The sequence below is a fragment of the Actinomycetospora sp. genome (assembly GCF_036497585.1).
Classification (GTDB): Bacteria; Actinomycetota; Actinomycetes; order Mycobacteriales; family Pseudonocardiaceae; genus Actinomycetospora.
Window position 1 is genome coordinate 1 of record NZ_DASXJD010000161.1, and the last position, 15,344, is coordinate 15,344.

The window sequence follows — 15,344 nt, forward strand, 5'->3', positions numbered from 1 at the left end:
GGGCTGGTCGAAGCAGGCGAACATCCGCTTGGCGTCCGCGGTCTCGAACTGGCTGTAGAGGTAGACGCCGCCGTCGACGGGGTCGACGAACCGGTGCAGGCCCTCGCCGGTGTTCATGTAGCGGCAGTCGGCGTCGACGACGAGCTCGTTCTCGGCGGCGAGGTCGGGCAGCGCGACGCCCTTCTCCTCGTCGTAGCCGGTGACGTCGAGCGCGACCCCGTTGAGGGTCGCGGAGCGGACGTCCGCCGCGACGATGTCGATCCAGCTGGCGGCGCCGGGGGAGGTGCAGCGGAAGCGCACCGTCGTCGTCGAGCGGAACGTCGTCTCGCCCGGGCCCGCGGCGCCGTCGGTCAGGTCCAGCGAGACCGTGTACGAGTCGACGTCGAGCATCTCGGCGCGCGTCCGCGCATCGGCGCGGGTCAGGTTCGGTGCAGCCACGCGGCTCACCCTATCCACGGGCCCGGACGGGAACACGGTTGCCGCTTCGACTGTTCGCATGGGTACAGACCCGTTGTTCGAGGGAAGCCTGGTGCCATGACCGCTGCTGGTGACAAGACCCGCGTCGACTTCTGGTTCGACCCGCTGTGCCCCTTCGCCTGGATCACCTCACGGTGGATCCTCGAGGTCGAGAAGGTCCGAGACATCGACCTGCACTGGCACGTGATGAGCCTCTCGGTGCTCAACTCGGGCCGGGACCTCGACGAGAAGTACCAGAAGATGATGGACGAGGGCTGGAAGCCTGTCCGCGTGTGCATCACCGCGGCGCAGAAGTACGGCGACGAGATCCTCGCGCCGCTCTACACCGCGATGGGCACGCAGATCCACAACGAGGGCAACAAGGACTTCGACGACGTGATCGCGAAGGCGCTGGCCGAGGTCGGGCTCGAGGAGTCGCTCGCCCAGGCCGCCACCTCGACCGACTACGACGACGCGCTGAAGAAGTCCCACCACGAGGGCATGGACCCGGTGGGCATGGACGTCGGGACCCCGACGATCCACGTGGACGGCTCGGCGTACTTCGGCCCGGTCATGACGCGCATCCCGCGCGGCGAGCAGGCCGGCACGATCTTCGACGGCGCCAAGCTGCTCGCGGGCTACGAGTACTTCTACGAGCTCAAGCGCACCCGCGACACCGAGCTCAAGTTCGACTGACGTCTTGTGCGTGCGTTTCCGTGTCCAGACACGGAAACGCACGCACAGGCGTTACGCGCCCAGGCATCGGCAGAGGTCGGTGCCGCTCGGGCCCGGCCAGCCGAGCTGGCGGAGCCGCGCCACGACGAGCGCGGCCACGGCGCACGGATCGCCGACGACCTCTTCCCAGCCGAACGTGAGCCGAGCTCGGCCTGCGAGTGAGCAGACGCTGTGCCGGGACCTTCATCGCCAGGGCGGCGTGGAGCAGGGTTCGCATGGCGCGACGCGCCTCGGGCTCGAGGACGGCGAGGTCGATGCAGGTGTCGGCCGCGGACACGGTCGGCAGGTCCTCGGTGTCGATGACCAGGTGCGCGAACGCACGGCTCCGGTGGATGACGACGCCGGGGTGCGGATCGGCCGAGCGACCGTAGCGCACGGTGGTGTGGATCGGCCCGTCGTAGCGACTCCGTAGTCCGAAGCGTGCGGCGGCGGTGTGGTGGCTCAAGGCAGCCTCCGGGCCCGCGCACAGCAGCGCGGCGCGTTCTCGTTGCCGTCGGGTCGGTTCGCCCGTCGTCGCTCGGAAGACCTTGCGACCCATCCGGACCCAACGCCCGGCCGCGAGCTGGGCCTCGATCCATTCATCGGTTCCACCGCAGTGGAGCACCTGGGCACGGGTGATGCAGTCGTCCTGGGCGTCGCGGATGGCCTGGATGGCCACGTCGTCTCTCATGCCCGGGGACGATCAACGGCGTGCCGATCTCGCCGTGAGCGGTGCGGCCGGGCTTGTGCACAGCTCGGGCACGAGGTGCCGCTCGGGACGGACCCCTGCTGCGAACAGCGCAGCGGCGCCGGTGTGTGTGCGTTCCCCTGGCTGCTACACGGTCGACAACCTCGCATGCGGACGAGACACGGGTGAGCGCTACGCGCGGACGGCGACCGCGCCCCGCCCCGAAAGTGTGCGTGCGTTTCCGTGCCCCAACACGGGAACGCACGCACAAGCGCAGAGCGCGAACGCGGTGACGGCGAGTCCGTGCGCCGCGCCGTCGACGAGGAACACCTGGGACGCGAACGGCAGCAGGAGCGCCGCGGTGGGCACGGTCCCGACGGCGAGGGCGGCCACCGCCGCCGTCGGGTGCGCGTGCAGCGTCACCGCGGCGGCGAGCCCGAGCGTCAGACCCAGGCCCGGGAGCGCCACCAGGAACGACGCCCCCGGCACGACGACCGCGCTGGCGATCCCGAGCACCGCGAGCAGTGCCGCGGCGGCCGCCGCGGGCGCGTAGGGGCCGTACCGACGCCGCAGCGGCAGCGCCCAGGCGAGCACGACGAGCACCGCCAGCGCTAGGTCGACGACCTCGTACGGCAGGAGACCCGAGGAGAAGGGCCCGGCGGCGGAGCCCGCGAGCGCCCCGAGCGCCGCGCCGAGGCCGAGTGCGACGACGAGCGCCCCGGCGGCCGTGGCCGTCGCGACGAATGCGCCGCGGACGCCGAGCACACCCCGCCGCCGCCCCAGCACGACCGCCCCGACCAGCACGAGCGCAGTCAGGACCGCGATCGGGACGACCCACCCCTGCGGGTAGGTGACGAACGCGCCGAGGAACCGGAACCACACCTCGTCGGGCTGTGCCGGCAATCCGCTCACGGCGGGGTCGAGCGGGCGCAGGTCGGCGTCCCCGAGCCCCCGGGCGAGCGCGAGCATCGTCGAACCCTGGCTCTGCACGCTCGCCGCGCTCAACGCCGCCGAGGTGTCGCCCGCCGTGTGGTACGCGCTCGGGCGCTCGAGGAAGGCGGAGTCGATCCCGGGGCGTCCGGCGGCGAGGACCGCCGACAGATCGGTGTCGTTGGGCAGCAGGCGGAAGATCGCGTCCAGGGAGGAGTCGCCCCGCGGGTGCGGGACGACGTCGGCGATGACCCGGACGAGCCCGGCGTTCCCGGGCGAGGTCCGGAAGACCAGCGACGGCCCGGCGACACCCCGGGCCTCGTGGTTGAGCACGACGGTCGGCCGGTCGCGGGGCAGGTCGTCGCGCACCCAGGCGCGGGCGCCGAGCAGGCCGGCCTCCTCGCCGTCGGTCAGCAGTACCCCGACGTCGTCACGCAGGGGCGGGCCCGCGCGCAGCGCGCGGACCGTCTCGAGGATGGCGGCGACCGACGAGACGTCGTCGGCGGCACCCGAGCCGGCCGGCACCGAGTCGGTGTGCGCGGCGAGGACGACGGTGCCGGTGGGCGCGGTCCCCGGAAGGGTGGCGACGACGTTCGCCACGGCCACCCCGCGGACGACCGCGGTGTCCACGCGCGGTGCCAGCCCGAGGGCCCGCAGCCGGGCGACGACGTCGTCTCGGACCCGCGCCGCCGCCGGGCTACCGACCGGGTGGGGCTCACGGGCGAGGTCGTCGACGATCGGCAGCGCGCGCTCGGCGCTGAACTCCGTTGCGAGGGCGCTCGCCGCGACCGGTGCGGGCGGCCGGTCCGACCACAGCGCGAGGGCGACGACGACGGCGAGCAGCACGACGGCGACGACGCGTGGCACGGCGACCTCCCGGGGCTCCGGGTCAGTGTGCCGCCGCCGGGTGGATCAGCCCGCCACGCCCTGGTCCTCGACGAGGGTCCGGATCGTGTCGAGGGTGGTGTCCAGACCCTTCTGGACCTCGTGGTCGCCGGGCTCCACGCGGGTCGTGTGCAGGTGCACCTCGACGCTCGCCCCGCGCTCGTGGGGGGTGACGTCGAGGTGGCCGTGGTAGTCGCTGCCGCCCTCGGCGCCCCACGCGATGTGCTGGGCGTTCCGGTCGACCTCGAACCACGCCTCGCCCTCGACGTGGGAGCCGTCGGGGAGCTCGGCCGACGTCCGCACCGCGTTGCCGCCGGCGGGCTCGGCGGTTTTCATGCGGGCGAAGTAGCGCGGGAGGTTGCCCACGTCGGAGAGGAACGCGAAGAGGTCGTCGGGGGAGGCGTCGACGGTGGTGGTGGAGGTGAAGTCGGCCATGGACGGGGCTGCCCCGTGCCCGTCGGGGCCAACCCGCGCGGCAGCGCCGACCCGGGGACGTCCGGCAGAGTGGGGCGACGACGGACGAGGAGCGGAGGCGCTCGATGACGGCCAGCACGGACACGCTCACGCAGCACTGGATCGACGGCGAGGCGGTGGCCGGCTCGGGGTCGATCGCGGTGGTGAACCCGGCGACGGGGCAGACGATCGCGGAGGTGCCGCGGGGCGGCCGGGCCGAGGTCGACGCGGCGGTGCTGGCGGCACGGCAGGCGTTCCCGGCGTGGTCCTCGACGCCGGTGGCCGACCGCGCGGCCGCGGTGCTGCGCATCCGGGTCGGGCTCAAGGCACGGCACGAGGAGCTCGCGCAGTCGATCACCGCGGAGATGGGGTCGCCGATCTCCTTCGCGCGCAGTGTGCAGCTCGGCATGCCGATGGCGACGTCGAAGGGCGTGGCCGGCCTCGCCGACGGGTTCGCCTGGACCGAGGAGATCGGCAACTCGCTGGTGGTGCGCGAGCCGGTCGGCGTCGTCGGCGCGGTGACGCCGTGGAACTACCCGCTGCACCAGGTCGTCGCGAAGCTCGCGCCCGCCCTCGTGGCGGGGTGCACCGTCGTGCTCAAGCCCTCCGAGGTGGCGCCGCTGACGGCGGGGGCGCTCGCGGCGATCTCCGCCGAGGCGGGGCTGCCCGCCGGGGTGTTCAACGTGGTGCACGGCACCGGCCCCGAGGCCGGCGAGGCCCTCGCGGCGCACCCCGGGGTGGACATGGTGTCGTTCACCGGCTCGGTGGCGGCCGGGCGGCGGGTGCAGGAGGTCGCAGCGGGCACCGTCAAGCGGGTAGCACTCGAGCTGGGCGGCAAGTCCGCGAACATCGTGCTCGACGACGCCGACCTGACACAGGCGGTGAAGGTCGGGCTCGGGAACTGCTTCATCAACGGCGGGCAGACCTGCACGGCGTGGACGCGGCTGCTGGTGCCGGAGTCGCTTCACGACGAGGTCGTCGAGATGGCCGTGACGGCGTCGGCGAAGTACACCGTCGGCGACCCGACCGACGACGCCACGCGGATCGGCCCGATGTCGTCGGCGACCCAGCGCGACCGGGTCGAGTCCTACATCGCCCGCGGCGTCGAGGAGGGCGCGGAGCTGGCGGTCGGCGGGCCGGGCGCCCCGGAGGGCGTGGCGGCCGAGGGCGCGTACGTGCGCCCGACGATCTTCTCCGGGGTGCGCCCGGACATGGTGATCGCGCAGGAGGAGATCTTCGGGCCGGTGCTGTCGGTGATGCCCTACGGTGACGTCGACGAGGCCGTGGAGATCGCCAACGCGACGATCTACGGCCTGGCGGGCGCGGTGTTCGCGGGGTCGCAGGAGCGCGGCGTCGAGGTGGCGCGCCGGATGCGGACGGGGCAGGTCGACGTCAACGGCGGGGCCTTCAACCCGCTGGCGCCGTTCGGGGGCTACAAGCAGTCCGGCACCGGCCGTGAGCTGGGCCGCTACGGGCTCGAGGAGTTCCTCGAGGTCAAGTCGATCCAGCTGTAGGTGCCTCCGGCAGGTGAGTACTTGTGGTGGCTATAGCCACCACAAGTACTCACGAACGTGAGTTCCTCCAAAGCGCACCCACGGCCGGAACGCCGCGTCTAGCGTCCGCTCGCGGATGGGTCCCTGGCTCCGGGACCCGCCGCGAGTGGGGGAGTGCGGATGAGGCGGGCGGCGGCGCGACGGCGGGCGCTCTACGCCGCGCTGTTCGCCGTCGTCGTGCTGGTGCTCGGCGTGGGGCTCCCGCTCGGGGCCGCCGGGGTGGTGCGGGTCGCGCCGGCGCGCGCTTTCTCGGCCGTCGGCGGCGTGCTGCTCGTGAAGAACGAGACCGACGACGGCGGCTCGGGGAAGAGCGCCGAGGACGAGGGCGGGGACTCCGGCAAGAAGGACTCCGCCAAGAAGAACTCCGGCAAGAAGAACTCCGGCAAGGAGAACGGCGGCGGGAAGGACGCCGGCCAGAAGGACGCCGCGAAGAAGGGCGCCGGCAAGGCCGGTGACGGCGGGTTCGAGGGCCGCGACCAGATCGGCGAGGCGTCGGCGAAGGAGTACGTCGACATCTCCGATGTGCCCGCCCAGGGCAACATTCTCGCCGGCGGCGACTTCTCGGGCGGCAGCTACTCGTTCACGTGCTCGCTGTCGGACCACAAGAACTCCGACAACCCGATCATCGCCCCCGGCAAGCGCAACGGCGCCCAGCACGTGCACGACTACGCGGGCAACGACAGCACCAACGCCGCCTCGAACCTGCGGGTGCTGAAGGAGTCGAGCACCACCTGCACGAACGGCGACCAGTCCCCGATCTTCTGGCCGGTGCTGCGCGACCTGCGCGGCGTGGGGCCCGACGTCGGGCAGGACGGCGGCAGCCTCGACGGCAACGTCGGGTCGTACGTGGAGCCGGCGGCGGTGGACTACACCTTCCACGGGCACGGCACGCGCGCGATGACGGCGATGCCGGTGAACATGACGATGGTGACCGGGTCGGCGAAGGCGGCCACGGCCGACGGCAAGGGCGCCAACGCCAAGTACACCTGCTCGGGCTTCGGCAACCGGATGACCGACCAGTACGCAATATGCCCGCAGGGCTCGCAGATGCAGCGGGTCTTCGACTTCCCGAGCTGCTGGAACGGCAAGGACCTCGACTCCGAGGACCACACGGAGCACCTGCGCTATCCCGACGAGTCGGGGGAGTGCACCGACGACGAGGTGCCGGTGCCGGCCCTGCGGATCACGGTCGACTACGACGCGCCGGCCGGCCGGACGTTCGCCATCGACAGCTTCCCGGAGCAGCAGCACGACCCCATCACCGACCACGCGCTGCTGGAGTACCTGTCCACGACGAGCCGGGCCCGGGCCGGCGCCGAGTGCATCAACTCCGCCCGCCGGTGCGCGCAGGGCAGCGCGGACGACGCCTCGCGGGCGGGCCCGACGGGAGCGAGCGACCAGGTGACGACCTCGAAGAACTTCGTGAACCTCATGGCCACGCACGCGCGAGCGCACGGCGGCGGGATGCCGATGGGCGGGATGCCCATGCGCGGCATGCCGGTGGGCGCCGCGCCGACGGGTGCGCCGCGGTGAGGGCGCTCGGTGCGGTGCCGCCCCGGGTCGCGGCCCACGTGGTGCTGGCGGCGCTGCCGCTGCTCTCGATCACCGCGCACGTGGCCGGGCTCGTCCCGATGCACGTCTCGGCGGGCCTGGTGGTCATCCCGGCCGCGCTCGTCCTCCTCGTGCTCGGGATCTTCGTCCCGATGCCCGAGGACCGGCTGGCGCTCGAGGGGCTGCGCTGGGGCATCCTCGCGACCGCGGTGTACGACGTGTTCCGCCTCGACACCGTCGCCTTCCTCGGCTGGTGGGGCGACTTCATCCCGACGATGGGCACCTGGCTGGTCGACGTCGACCCGTCGCGGCGGGTGCTCGGCGGGGTCGCCGGCTACGTGTGGCGCTACGCGGGCGACGGGGGCGGGCTCGGCGTCGTGTTCCTCGTCCTCGCGGCCGCGACGGGGCTGCGCCGCCTCGGCCCGAGGGTGACGATGGCCGCGGCCGTGCTCTTCGCCGTCGGCCCGACCTGGGGCGGGCTGATGGTGACGGTGCTGCTGCCGCGCGGTCAGCAGCTGATGTTCCCGCTGACCCCGGTCACGGTGACGCTCTCCCTGGTCGGCCACGTGATCTTCGGGATCGTGCTGGGCCTGGGCTGCCTGCGCTGCCGGGATCTCGAGTCGCACTGGGCCGGGCCGCGGGTGGTGGACCTGGAGAAGCTCGCGCGCTGGGGTGAGCTGCCGGACCCGGTCCCGATCCCCGCGCTCGCGGACGTCCCGGCATCGGCGCTCCCGCGGAGCTCGCGACGCCCGGCGCTGCCGGCTGCCTCGCCGGGAGGACGCGCGCTGCCGCGGGGGCGGGAGGTCGGCCCGAGGACGGGTGCGACGCGCCGAGCGTGGTCGAGCCCGCCGTCGGTACCGCTGCCGCGGGGTGGGGGCGTCATGACCGTCATCGACGCGACCGTCGTCGACGCGACGGTGATCGCCGGCATCGCCCCCGTGCCCGCGACGACCGCCGCCCCCGTCGTCGCGACCGGCCTCCGCACGGGCCGCACCGTGACGGGCCGCACCGTGACGGGTCGCGCCGGCGGGCCGATCGGGACCGGGCCCCGCAGTGGGCCGACCCCGCTGCCGTGGGGCGCCCGGCCACCCGCCGGTCGCGCCGGGCCGCCCGCCCTTGAAGCCGCCGGCTTCGGTCTGCGTGCGACCCGGTAGCGGCCGCGAGGGGGAGGATCCGGCCGCTCTAGCCGCCCGAGGGCTCCCCCCGCGCGGGGGTGTCGAGGCCGAAGTGCGAGGTGATCCAGTCGGTGACCGCGTGGATGAACGTGCGGCGGTTCTCGAGGCGCTGGATCTCGTGGCCTTCGTCGTCGAAGAGCAGGTAGCGGACCTCCACGCCCGCGTCCTTGGCGCCGTGCACCGCGAGCTCGGCCTCGTGGACCGGCACGTTCGTGTCGTAGCGGCCGTGCACCACCATCAGCGGCGCGGCCAGGCGGTCCATGCGGTGCACCGGGGAGAGCTCGCGGAGCAGGTTGCGGTCGTGGATCGGGTGGCCGTACTCCCCGACGGCGGCATCGGCGATCCACGGCTCGGTGCGCGCGAAGAACGTCTCGAAGTCGGCCATGCCGCACACGTCGACGCCCAGCGCGAAGAGCTCCGGGTGGTTCACGAGCGCGGCCAGGGTCAGGTAGCCGCCGTAGGAGCGGCCCATCACCCCGACACGCTCGGGGTCGGCGATCCCGGTCGCGACGAGGTGCTCGGCGCACGTCGCCACGTCGCGGATCGCGGCGAACCGGCCGGCACCGTTGTCGGCGTTGACGAAGGACCGCCCGAACCCCGAGGACCCGCGGACGTTCGCCGCGTAGACGGCGACGCCCCGCTCCAGCAGGGTCTGGTAGAGCGGCGTGAACACCGGACGCTCCTGCGCCTCCGGGCCCCCGTGCAGGTAGATCACCGTCGGCAGCGGGCCCATGACCCCCGGCGGGCGGTAGAGCCAGCCGGGCAGCGCGAGGCCGTCCGGCGTCGTCACCGTCTCCAGCCACGGGTGCACCAGCGCGCCGGGCGCCCAGCCCGGATCGCCCTGCGGGCAGATGAGCGCGGTCGTCTGCGACGACAGCTCGTGGCACCACACCGCCGAGGGCACGTCCGGGGACTGGATGCCCAGCACCAGCGAGTCGCCGTCGTGGCTGAACACCGCGGAGGTGACGACGTCGCCGGGCGGGCTGTAGGGGGCGGGCTTGCCGGTGGCGAGGTCGAGCAGCTCGACCTCACTGCGCCCGACGACGTTCCACACCAGTGCGGCGAGCGTGCCCTCCTCGCGCAGCGCGAACCGCTCGAGCTCGGCGTCCTCGCGCTCGGCGAGCACCTCGGGGTACATCGGGCTGGCGTCGGTGGCGACATCGACGGCGACGAGCGCCGCGCGCTCCCGTCCGCCGTCGGTGAGGACGAGCATCCGGGTGCCGTCCTCGACGAAGCGGCCGGCCACGACGGTCGAGTCGCGGGTGATCGCCACCGGGTGCTCCACCGCCCCGGGCGGGCCGCCGGGACCGCGCCCGGAGTCGATCTCGTGCCAGCCCTCGGTCCCGTCGAGGTTGACGATGCCGACGTGGCGCGAGCCGCGCCGGCCGCGGCGCAGCAGCACCCGCCGGCGGTCCGGGGACACGTCGAGGATCTGCAGCGCGTGCCCGGACCCGAGGCGCTGGCGCTGCTCGGACCCGACGTCGACGAGCCACGCGGTCGTCGTCTCGCTGTCGGACTCGGTGATCGCGACGACGGAGCCGGTGTGGGCCCAGCGGTCGAGCGACACCGCGCCCCGGTCGCCGTCGCCGACGCCGCGGATCGGGTGCAGGTCGGTCCCGTCGGGACGGACGACGAGCACCGTGGACCGCTCGCCGCCCTCGGGCGCGGCCTGGACCGCGAGCCACGCGCCGTCGGGGGACCAGCGCACCGCCGAGACGAGGTCGGGCCCGGTGTCGAGGGACCGCTCCTCACCGGTGGCGCGGTGGTGCAGGCGCACCATCGGGCGCCCGTCACCGTCCCAGACGAACGCGATGGTCGTGCCGTCGGGGGAGGGGCTGGGCGACCAACAGCGCGTCGCACTGATCCACTCGTCCACCGGCTCCCGACCTCCTCGCGCACGAACGCCTGCCGGCGGGAACCTACGTCAGCCGATGTCGTGGGCCTGCAGCCACATCTCCAGGAGCGCGACCTGCCACAGCGCGTTGGCCCCGAGGTTCGTCCGCCCCGAGTTCGGGTCGTCGAGCATCGTCGTGACCGCGTCCTCCCGGAAGAGGCCCCGCCGCTTCGCCGCGGGATCGGTGAGAGCCGCGGTGACCCGCTCGAGGACGGGGCCGGAGAGCTGGCGGATCGCCGGAACCGGGAAGTAGCCCTTCTTGCGGTCGATGATCTCGTCGGGGAGCATGCCCCGGGAGGCCGCCTTGAGCACGCCCTTGCCGCCGTCGGCCATCTTCAGCTCGGGCGGGCAGGCGCCCATCGCCTCGACGAAGTCGTGGTCGAGGAACGGCACGCGTGCCTCGAGCCCCCAGGCCATCGTCATGTTGTCGACGCGCTTCACCGGATCGTCGACGAGCATCACGGTGGTGTCGAGGCGCAGCGCGGCGTCCACGGCGTCCTGCGCGCCGCGGCGGCCGAAGTGCTCGCGGACCAGGTCCAGCGACGGGTCGGAGGAGAGCAGGAACTCCGGCGCCACCAGCTCGGCGATCTCGTCGTGCGGCCGGTCGAAGAACGACTGGTGGTAGGCGTCCACCGCGCCCTCGCGGCCGACCCGGGCGATCGGCGGGTACCAGTCGTAGCCGCCGAGCACCTCGTCGGCGCCCTGGCCGGACTGCACCACCTTGATCGACTTCGAGACCTCGCGGGAGAGCAGGTAGAACGCGACGACGTCGTGGCTCGTCATCGGCTCCGACATCGCCGCGATCGCTCCCGGCAGGGCCTCGTCGGTGTCGGCCTTGGGCACGCGGAACTTGGTGTGGTCGGTCCCGTAGGTCTTCGCGACGAGGTCGGAGTAGTCGAACTCGTCGCCCTCCTCGCCGCCCTCGGACTCGAAGCCGATCGAGTACGTCTTGAGGTCCTTCTGGCCCATCTCCGCGAGCAGGGCCACGACGATCGAGGAGTCGATGCCGCCGGAGAGCAGCACCCCGACCGGCACGTCGGAGACCATCCGGCGCTCCACCGCGGTGCGCAGCGACTCCAGGGCGATCTCGGACCACTCGGCGTCGGTGTGCTCCTGCTCCCCGCGCACGAACTCCGGGGTCCAGTAGGTCCAGTCGCTCGACGTGCCGTCCGGCTCGACGGTGCGCACGACGGCGGGCGGGAGCTTGCGGACCCCGGAGAGGATGGTGTTGGGGGCGGGCACGACGGCGTGGAAGCTCATGTAGTGGTGCAGGGCCACCCGGTCGATGTCGGTGTCGACGCCGCCCGGCGCGAGCAGCGCGGGCAGCGACGAGGCGAAGCGCAGCGCGCCCTCCACCGGGGCCACGTACAGCGGCTTGATCCCCAGCCGGTCGCGCCCGAGCACGAGCCGGCCGCTGTTCCGGTCGGCGATCGCGAACGCGAACATCCCCTTGAAGTGCTCGACGCAGCGCTGGCCCCACCGGTGGTAGGCCTTGACGATCACCTCGGTGTCCGAGGTGGAGAAGAACCGGTAGCCCTCGCGGCGGAGCTCCTCGCGCAGCTCCGGGTAGTTGTAGATGCACCCGTTGAAGACCGCGGTCAGCCCGAGCTCGGCGTCGACCATCGGCTGGGCACCGGTCTCGGTGAGGTCGATGATCTTCAGGCGCTGGTGGGCCAGGGCGAGCGGGCCGTGACCGACGACGCCCCAGCCGTCCGGGCCGCGGGGTTCGAGCACCTGGGCCATGGCGAGGACGGCGCCCACGTGGGCCGCGTTCCCGTCGAAGCGGAACTCCCCGGCGATGCCGCACACGTTGGTCTCCTTCGTCGACGTGTGCGTGCGTTTCCGTGCCTGGACACGGAAACGCACGCACATGCGCGTCAGCGCAAAATCCAGGTGTCCTTCGAACCCCCGCCCCGCGACGAGTTGACCACGAGGCTGTCGGCGGGCGCGACCCGGGTGAGCGGGGTCGGCAGCACGCCGGGCTGGGGTCCGAGGACGACGAACGCCCGCAGGTCCACCACCCGTGGGGCCAGCCGGGCGCCGGTGAACGTCGGGTGCGTCGAGATCTGGATGGTCTCCTGCGCGACGTAGCTCGCCGGGTTCGCGCGCAGGTCCGCGGCGGCCGACTCGAGCTCCTCGGCGCTCGCGTGCGGCCCGATGACGATGCCGGCCCCGCCGAAGCCGTCGACCGGCTTGAGGACGAGCTCGCCGAGGTGGTCGAGCACGTGCGCCCGCTGGTCATCGTCGGCGCAGGAGTAGGTCGTGACGTCGTCGAGCAGCGCCTTCTCGCCGAAGTAGTACTCGGTGAGCGCGCGGATGAAGGGGTACACGGCCTTGTCGTCGACCAGCCCGTTGCCCGGGGTGTTCGCCAGCGCGAACCGGCCCTCGCGCACCGCGGCCTGCAGCGGATCGCGCAGCGTGCGCCCGTCGGCGTCGGGGGAGGCGAAGAGCGTCTCCTCGTCGATGCGCCGGTAGGCGACGTCGATCCGCCGCCCGGACACGGCCACCGTGATCGACCTGTCGTCGGTGATCCGCAGCCCGGAGGGCTCGAGCAGCGGCACCCCCATCTCCTCGGCGAGCATCGCGTGCTCGAAGTACGCCGAGTCCGCCGGGCCCTCGGTCAGCACGACGAGGCCGGGGTCGTCGCCCGCGGCGGGCGGCGCGCACGAGAGCAGCGCGTCCCGCAGCATCGCCGGGCCCTCGTCGGAGTCGATGACGCCCTCGGGGGCCTGCAGCTCGGGCAGCACGCTGCGCACCACCCGGCGGTCAGCCATGGCGTAGGCGATGCCCGAGGGGATGCGCAGGTTGTCCTCGAGGACCTTCCAACGGCCCTCGCCGTCGCAGACCAGGTCGAGTCCCGAGACGAGCGCGCGCGTGGTGCCCTCGGTGACCATCGTCGAGGCCTCGCCGTCGCTGGGCAGCCAGCGCAGCGCCTCGCGCGGCAGGACGCCGTCGCGCAGGGCGGCGCGCTCGCCGTGCAGGTCCTGCAGCAGCGCCTCGAGGGTGCGGGCGCGCTGCACGAGGCCCTCGCTGAGCTGCTCCCAGTCGGTCCGTGTGATGAGGCGGGGGATGAGGTCGAGCGGGAACAGGCGCTCGGGGTCGTCGGGCTGGGGGAAGAACATGGAGCGCGCCCGCTGCTCGGCGTCGCGGCTCTTCTCGTGGGCGAGCAGGCCCGAGGGTCCGATCCGCTCGAGGTTGGCGACCAGCCAGGCGTAGGTGGGCCGGACGTGCCCGGACTCGTCCACGGCCTCGTCGTAGAACGGCGGGTGGTAGTCCCCGAGCAGGACCGGTGCCGCGGCGGCCGGCGTCGGGAGCTGCTCGACGGCGGGCTCGTCGGGCTCGCCACGGGTCTCGGCGACGAGCATGTCGACCACGCCCTCGAGCCCGCCGCCGCGGTTGGCCCGCTGGCGCTGGCGGGCCGCGGAGCTGCCGCGGGCGAGCGCGTCGAGGGCGAGGTCGGAGACCTCGTCCCAGTCGCCCGACTCCTCGAGGTCGTCGCGCAGGTGGTCGAGCATGAGCCGGATGGCCCGCGACGGCGGCACCAGCTCGCGCCCGGTGACGTCGACGAGGTCTCCCTCCAACCCGGAGCGCGCGGCCCGCCAGCTGGCCGCGCGCAGCAGCTCGGGGCGATAGCGCGGCTGCGGCCGGCCCTCGAGGTGGGCGCGGACCCCGTGGACGACCAGCGCGCGGGCGAGGCCGGCGACGAGCACGACGCCGTCGACGGTGGGCGAGGCGTCGCAGATCCGCACCTCGACGGTCTTCTGGTGCGCCGAGGGACGCATGTCGAAATAGACCATTCCGGGGTCGGACATCGTGCCGGACCGGAGCAGGTCGTCGATGAGGGCGTCGTAGTCGGCGGCGTCGCGCAGCGGCGCGGGCGGGCCCGCCGTCGGCCAGCGGTGCCAGGCCAGCGTGCGGGAGCTCGCGTAGCCGGTGTCCTCGCTCTGCCAGAACGGGCTGGAGCCGGAGAGGGCCAGCAGGATCGGCAGCCACGGCGCGGAGTGCTGCATGACCGCGACGGCGGCGTCGCGGTCCGGCACGTCGACGTGCACCTGGGTGCCGCAGATCTGCTGCTCGAAGGCGAGCAGCTGATACTCGTCGCGCATCCGCTCGTAGCGCGGGGACGCGGTGATGCCCTGCGCGGAACCGTCCACCAGCGGCACGCTGCCGGCGCCCACGACGCCGAGCCCGCGCTCCTGCGCCATCGACGAGAGCATGTGGCGCAGCCGCAGCAGGTCGGCACGCAGCTCGGTCAGGCTCGACGTCGGGTCGGAGTTGGTCTCGATGATGGAGGGCTTGAGCTCGGCGGCGAACGCGTCGGCGTCCAGGGCCGCGAGCTCGTCGAGCAGCTCGGGCACGCGCGGCACGGCGCTGCGCGTCCCGAGATCCACCAGGTGGAACTCCTCCTCGACCCCGAGGACGACGTCCCGGGCTGCGGCGATCCGCTCCTCAGCCATGCGTGCACGCTAGGGGCACCGTGTCACAGGGGTGTTTCCCGGCCCGCGTTCCGTGACCAGGACGGCGATCGCGACTATCCGGGCGTGCCCAGTGGGTAGCCGCCTGCGACACTGCGCCACCGTGCGCGTCTACATCGGCTCCGACCACGCGGGCTTCGAGCTGAAAGCCCATCTGCTCCGCGAACTGACCGCCGCGGGCCACGAGGTCGTCGACGTGGGCCCGGAGGTCTACGACGCCGACGACGACTACCCGCCGTACTGCGTCGCCACCGGCGAGCGGACCGTCGCCGACCCAGGCAGCCTCGGCGTCGTCATCGGCGGCTCCGGCAACGGCGAGCAGATCGCCGCGAACAAGGTCCGCGGCTGCCGCGCGGCCCTGGCCTGGAGCACCGAGACCGCCGAGCTCGCCCGTCGGCACAACAACGCCCAGGTCGTGGCGGTCGGCGCGCGCATGCACTCCGCCGAGGACGCGACGACGATCGTCACGGCGTTCCTCGCGACCGGCTTCGAGGGCGGCCGCCATCAGCGCCGGATCGACATGCTCGACCGGTACGAGAAGGGCGAGCCCATGTGAGCGGATTTCGTCGT

General features: G+C 73.3%; 11 protein-coding genes and 1 pseudogene. 5 read left to right on the plus strand and 7 right to left on the minus strand.

What is annotated here, in order from left to right:
- Positions 1-438: pseudogene (locus tag VGH76_RS15615) on the minus strand (aminopeptidase N); the annotation flags it as partial.
- Between the two features lie 96 nt (positions 439-534).
- Here VGH76_RS15615 and VGH76_RS15620 point away from each other — a divergent pair.
- Positions 535-1,152, plus strand: a complete 618-nt coding sequence (locus VGH76_RS15620) for a DsbA family protein (protein ID WP_331557608.1) — start codon at positions 535-537, stop codon at positions 1,150-1,152.
- On the opposite strand, the gene VGH76_RS15625 is transcribed toward VGH76_RS15620, so the two are convergent.
- The 3 genes from VGH76_RS15625 to VGH76_RS15635 all read right to left on the minus strand — a co-directional run bounded on the left by VGH76_RS15625 (position 1,139) and on the right by VGH76_RS15635 (position 4,108).
- The gene (locus VGH76_RS15625) at positions 1,139-1,861 is read right to left on the minus strand and encodes a hypothetical protein (RefSeq protein ID WP_331557609.1); all 723 of its coding nucleotides are present in this window, start codon (positions 1,859-1,861) and stop codon (positions 1,139-1,141) included. The two genes, VGH76_RS15620 and VGH76_RS15625, sit on opposite strands and share 14 nt — an antisense overlap.
- A 189-nt stretch (positions 1,862-2,050) precedes the next feature.
- The gene (locus tag VGH76_RS15630) at positions 2,051-3,655 is read right to left on the minus strand and encodes a M28 family peptidase (RefSeq protein WP_331557610.1); all 1,605 of its coding nucleotides are present in this window, start codon (positions 3,653-3,655) and stop codon (positions 2,051-2,053) included.
- 45 nt (positions 3,656-3,700) lie between these two features.
- A complete protein-coding gene (locus VGH76_RS15635) occupies positions 3,701-4,108 on the minus strand; it encodes an SRPBCC family protein (RefSeq protein ID WP_331557611.1) in 408 nt (135 codons plus the stop codon).
- Between the two features lie 104 nt (positions 4,109-4,212).
- Here VGH76_RS15635 and VGH76_RS15640 point away from each other — a divergent pair, with 104 nt between their 5' ends.
- The 3 genes from VGH76_RS15640 to VGH76_RS15650 all read left to right on the plus strand — a co-directional run bounded on the left by VGH76_RS15640 (position 4,213) and on the right by VGH76_RS15650 (position 8,384).
- A complete protein-coding gene (locus tag VGH76_RS15640) occupies positions 4,213-5,640 on the plus strand; it encodes an aldehyde dehydrogenase family protein (RefSeq protein ID WP_331557612.1) in 1,428 nt (475 codons plus the stop codon).
- A 159-nt stretch (positions 5,641-5,799) separates the two neighbouring features.
- Positions 5,800-7,212: a DUF1996 domain-containing protein gene (locus VGH76_RS15645; protein WP_331557613.1), complete on the plus strand. Its 1,413-nt coding sequence runs from the start codon at positions 5,800-5,802 to the stop codon at positions 7,210-7,212.
- Positions 7,209-8,384 (plus strand): hypothetical protein, encoded by a 1,176-nt coding sequence (locus tag VGH76_RS15650; protein WP_331557614.1) that lies wholly within the window; start codon positions 7,209-7,211, stop codon positions 8,382-8,384. Before VGH76_RS15645 ends, VGH76_RS15650 begins: the two co-directional genes overlap by 4 nt.
- A gap of 28 nt (positions 8,385-8,412) precedes the next feature.
- Here the strand turns inward: VGH76_RS15650 and VGH76_RS15655 are convergent, their stop codons facing one another.
- The 3 genes from VGH76_RS15655 to VGH76_RS15665 all read right to left on the minus strand — a co-directional run bounded on the left by VGH76_RS15655 (position 8,413) and on the right by VGH76_RS15665 (position 14,756).
- Complete coding sequence (locus VGH76_RS15655; protein WP_331557615.1) at positions 8,413-10,281, minus strand: S9 family peptidase; 1,869 nt, start codon at positions 10,279-10,281, stop codon at positions 8,413-8,415.
- A gap of 48 nt (positions 10,282-10,329) precedes the next feature.
- Positions 10,330-12,108 (minus strand): N-acetylglutaminylglutamine amidotransferase, encoded by a 1,779-nt coding sequence (locus VGH76_RS15660; RefSeq protein ID WP_331557616.1) that lies wholly within the window; start codon positions 12,106-12,108, stop codon positions 10,330-10,332.
- 68 nt (positions 12,109-12,176) lie between these two features.
- Positions 12,177-14,756, minus strand: a complete 2,580-nt coding sequence (locus tag VGH76_RS15665; RefSeq protein ID WP_331557617.1) for a glutamate--cysteine ligase — start codon at positions 14,754-14,756, stop codon at positions 12,177-12,179.
- Positions 14,757-14,877: 121 nt separating this feature from the next.
- Here VGH76_RS15665 and VGH76_RS15670 point away from each other — a divergent pair, with 121 nt between their 5' ends.
- The gene (locus VGH76_RS15670; protein WP_331557618.1) at positions 14,878-15,330 is read left to right on the plus strand and encodes a ribose-5-phosphate isomerase; all 453 of its coding nucleotides are present in this window, start codon (positions 14,878-14,880) and stop codon (positions 15,328-15,330) included.
- Positions 15,331-15,344 lie beyond the last annotated feature (14 nt).

What these genes read in the sequence shown, in the direction of transcription:
- VGH76_RS15620 (WP_331557608.1), top strand. Translation starts at nt 535, where the DNA reads ATGACCGCTGCTGGTGACAAGACCCGCGTCGACTTCTGGTTCGACCCG.
- VGH76_RS15625 (WP_331557609.1), bottom strand. Translation starts at nt 1,861, where the DNA reads ATGAGAGACGACGTGGCCATCCAGGCCATCCGCGACGCCCAGGACGAC.
- VGH76_RS15635 (WP_331557611.1), bottom strand. Translation starts at nt 4,108, where the DNA reads ATGGCCGACTTCACCTCCACCACCACCGTCGACGCCTCCCCCGACGAC.
- VGH76_RS15640 (WP_331557612.1), top strand. Translation starts at nt 4,213, where the DNA reads ATGACGGCCAGCACGGACACGCTCACGCAGCACTGGATCGACGGCGAG.
- VGH76_RS15645 (WP_331557613.1), top strand. Translation starts at nt 5,800, where the DNA reads ATGAGGCGGGCGGCGGCGCGACGGCGGGCGCTCTACGCCGCGCTGTTC.
- VGH76_RS15665 (WP_331557617.1), bottom strand. Translation starts at nt 14,756, where the DNA reads ATGGCTGAGGAGCGGATCGCCGCAGCCCGGGACGTCGTCCTCGGGGTC.